This is a genomic window from Streptomyces sp. GC420, assembly GCF_009916105.1.
GTDB lineage: Bacteria > Actinomycetota > Actinomycetes > Streptomycetales > Streptomycetaceae > Streptomyces.
Window position 1 is genome coordinate 1 of sequence record NZ_JAAAXQ010000569.1, and the last position, 3,473, is coordinate 3,473.

General features: G+C 72.3%; 4 protein-coding genes. 2 read left to right on the top strand and 2 right to left on the bottom strand.

From position 1 onward, the window contains the following. Positions 1 to 129: ATP-binding protein (locus GUY61_RS40970; RefSeq protein ID WP_166634547.1), on the top strand; the 129-nt coding region annotated here is incomplete at its 5' end. On the opposite strand, the gene GUY61_RS36240 is transcribed toward GUY61_RS40970, so the two are convergent. Both GUY61_RS36240 and GUY61_RS36245 read right to left on the bottom strand, forming a co-directional pair. After that, complete coding sequence (locus GUY61_RS36240; protein ID WP_166634548.1) at positions 119 to 1,867, bottom strand: lytic murein transglycosylase; 1,749 nt, start codon at positions 1,865 to 1,867, stop codon at positions 119 to 121. The two genes, GUY61_RS40970 and GUY61_RS36240, sit on opposite strands and share 11 nt — an antisense overlap. A gap of 293 nt (positions 1,868 to 2,160) precedes the next feature. Beyond that, a complete protein-coding gene (locus GUY61_RS36245) occupies positions 2,161 to 2,883 on the bottom strand; it encodes a DUF4232 domain-containing protein (protein WP_166634549.1) in 723 nt (240 codons plus the stop codon). Between the two features lie 241 nt (positions 2,884 to 3,124). On the opposite strand from GUY61_RS36245, the gene GUY61_RS36250 reads away from it, so the two are divergent. Further along, positions 3,125 to 3,473: helix-turn-helix transcriptional regulator (locus GUY61_RS36250; RefSeq protein WP_166634550.1), on the top strand; the 349-nt coding region annotated here is incomplete at its 3' end.

Sequence of the window (3,473 nt, forward strand, 5' to 3'; positions counted from 1 at the left end):
GAACCCTCCTGGGCCGGCGCGGAGGAGGAGTGCGGCCGGGGGCTGGCGCTGGTGGGCGCGCTGGCCGACACGTGGGGTGTCGGGCAGCGCGCCCCGGGCAAGATCGTGTGGTGCGAGTTCAGGCCGTAGCGCCGGTTCCGCTCCCGGTCCCGGTCTCCGTGCCGGTCGCCGGCTGCGTGGGCGTTTCGGTCGGGTCGGTCGGGTCGGGCTCGGCGGCCTCCGTGACCGTCAGGTCGATGGTGAGCGTCGTGCCGTTCGGGGCGGTCAGGACGAGCTGGTACGCGCCCGCCTTGTCGTCCGTCAGCAGCTGCGGCAGGGTGACCAGGCCGTCCGCGCCTGTCTTCACCGTGAGCGAGCGGTCCCGCTTGGTGCTGTCGGCAGGGTCCTGGAAGTAGGGGCCGGTGGTGGCGGTTTCCGTCTCGCCCTTGACGATCAGCTTCGCGGTGAGCTCGACGCCGGGCGCGGCCTTGCCGTTGAGCGTGGCCTTGATGCCGAGTGGGTCGCCGAAGGTGCCGGAGACCGGTGCTTCAAGGGGTTCGTCGCTCGTGCGGACCAGGGTGTCCGCCGCCGGGAGGACCGTCGCGTCGAAGGCGACGGGGTCGACGTCCGCCGTGGCGGTGGGCAGGAGCGAGGCCTGGATCTTGAAGGTGCTCGCGCGGTCCCCGGCCGAGACCGCGGGGGCCGTGGCGACGCCGTTGGAGCCGGTGGTGACGGTGGCGTCGCGGGTGCCGTCGGCGAAGCGGGCGTCCGTGTCGCCCACGATGGTGAACCGGATCTTCAGGTCCGCGGCCACCTTGCCGTTCTTCCGCACCGCCTTCACGGCGGCCCGGTCCGCGAACTTGGTGCCCGCGTCCGTCGTGAACGCCGTCTCGCCCACCCGGGTCAGCTTGCTGACCGGGGAGGGCGCCGGCGTGTCGGGCTCGTCGGACGGCGGCGGCGTGGGCTTCGAGGGCTCTTCGGGCTTGGACGGGCTGCCGGGCTTCGAGGGCTTTTCCGGCTTCGACGGCTTCTCGGGCTTCGACGGGGTGGTCGGCGTCGTCGGCGTGCCGGGCGTCGTCGGGATGGTCGGCAGGCCCGTGCCGGTACCCGTGTCGGGCAGCCCGGAGACCTCGCCGTCCTTGTAGGTGTTCATCCACGACAGGACGTTGTCGTAGTACTCGGTCGACCGGTTGTAGCTGAGGACCGCCGCCTTGAGGTCGTCCGCCTGGGACAGGTCGCGGTCGCCCGCGCACAGGTACAGGCCGGTCGCCAGGGCGGCGTCGAAGATGTTGTTGGGGTCGCGCTTGCCGTCGCCGTTGCCGTCGGCGCCCCAGTCCTTCCAGGTGGAGGGGATGAACTGGGTCGGGCCGACCGCGCGGTCGTACTCCTTGTCCCCGTCCCACTCGCCGTCGTCCGTGTCCCGGATCAGCGCGAACTGCTCGCCGTTCAACTGCGGTCCGCGGATCGCCTTGTCGGTGTAGCCGTCCTCGCGCAGCCCGTAGCCGGAGGCGTGCACCGACTCGATGCGGCCGATGGCGGCGACGAGTTCCCACTCCAGGTTGCAGTCCGGCGCGCCGGCCCTCACCGCTTCCTCGGCGCGCTTGTACGCCTCCAGGGCGGTGTCCGGGATGCCGAGGTCGCTGTCGGTCCCGGTCGGCGCGCTGTCGGATCCGGGGCCCTCCGTGCCCAGGTCCGGCAGGTCCAGGACGCCGTCGCCGCGTGGCTGCGCCTGGGGGCTGTCGGTGCCGGGGGCCGGCTTGTCCTGGCCGGGCACGGACGTGCCGAGCGGCGAGCCGACGGCGGCCGCGGTGGACAGGCAGGCGGCGAGGATGACGGAGGTCAGGCCCTGGCGGGAGAGGGAGATGAAGCGGCTGCGGAAGATCTTCACAGTGGGAGGTCCCCCCGAGGACTACCGGCGTACGGGCAACTCGGCAGCGTGGGTGCTACCGAGTGTCAGGAGTTATGGGCGTGGCTCGAATTGCATGACAGTCAGGCTGCCCCAATGGTTGCTCACTCCACCCGACGATTTTCGGCCGCGTTGTGAATTTCGGGTGGCGGACTCTTCAAATCGGTCCGGTCGGCGGTCCCCGAGGTTGTGGTTTGCCACCGCTCACGCGAAATGTCCGCACACGTTGCGTGTGCGGACACTTCGTCAGTCTCCCATCGGCTCCTGCGTGGTTGTCACCACATGAGGGCGTCGTCGAGGCTGGACTGCCAGTAGGTGACGGTGGCGACACTGTCGACGTAGAAGGTCTCGGCGGGGAGGTCCAGGGTGACCGGCGTGCCGCCCTCGCCGGAGCCGTTGCGGTCGGCGAAGGTGACGGTCAGGCTCGTGGCCTCGAAGCCCTCGTCGGCGCCGGTGCCATCGGCGGAGGAGGTGAGGACTCCGGCGTAGGCCGACTCGCCCGGCTCCACGCTGACCACGGCCTGCGGGCGGCTCTTCTCCTCGACGGAGGTGGGGGCCTGGGACTCGTCGAACCGCAGGAAGGGGTGGGCGTAGGCGTCGCACCTGGTGGAGCCGGTGTTGGTCAGGGTCAGCAGGATGTGGTTGAGGGGCCGGGAGACCTTGCTGACGGTGACCTTGGTGTTGGCGGAGGTGCAGGCGGTCCCGTTGCCTCCGCTGTCGGAGTCCGAGCCGCTGTCCGGGCTTCCGCCGCTCCCCTGGCCGCCGTCGCCGTCGCCGGCCTGGTCGGCGGACGGCGCGCCGGACCCCGCGTTGCCGCCGTTCTTCCCGGACGTGCCGGACCCGGAGCCGGTGCCCGCGCCCTGGGACGCGGAGCTGGAGGCGGACGGTGCGGAGCCGGCGCCCGATCCGCCGTCGTCCGGGCCGCACGCGGTCAGCGAGAGGGCGGCGACGAGGGCGGACGCGGCGGTGACGGCCGTACGAAGACGCAGGGTGCGCATGGGTGTTCTCCCCGTTCGGGTGGTGATGGTGGTGGTGGTTTGACGGAGCCGTGGTCGGCTGCGGTGATCAACAGCCTGCGGACCGGCGGGATCCGGCCGCAATCTCCGCCGGACGATCCGGGACGCTGGAACGCCCGCGCGTACGCTGACCTGGGGCGGCGACAGGCGCCTGGAATGCCTTCCTGGAACGCGCGGGAACGGCCGGCGCGACCGGGACGGAATCCGAGGGGAACGAGGAACGGTGGGGGCGGAGAACGAGGCGGACCGGTTCGCGGCGCGGCTGCGCGCGCTGAAAGACCGTTCGGGGCGCAGCTACGGCGTACTCGCCGCCAAGCTGCACGTGAGTACGTCGACCCTGCACCGCTACTGCAACGGCGACGCCGTGCCCGCGGAGTTCGCTCCCGTGGAGCGGCTGGCGCGGTTGTGCGGGGCACGGCCGGAGGAACTCGTCGAGCTGCACCGCAGCTGGATCCTGGCGGACGAGGCGCGGCGGCGTAAGCCGGCGCAGTCGCCCGCGGCGCGCCCGGAGCCCCGGCGGGGCGACGGTGCTGAGTCCGCGTCGGCGGGCGGGCGGCGGGCGGCTGCGGGGG

Bases quoted from the DNA above. Each gene is read 5' to 3' on its own strand.
- GUY61_RS36245 (WP_166634549.1), bottom strand. From the start codon at position 2,883: ATGCGCACCCTGCGTCTTCGTACGGCCGTCACCGCCGCGTCCGCCCTC.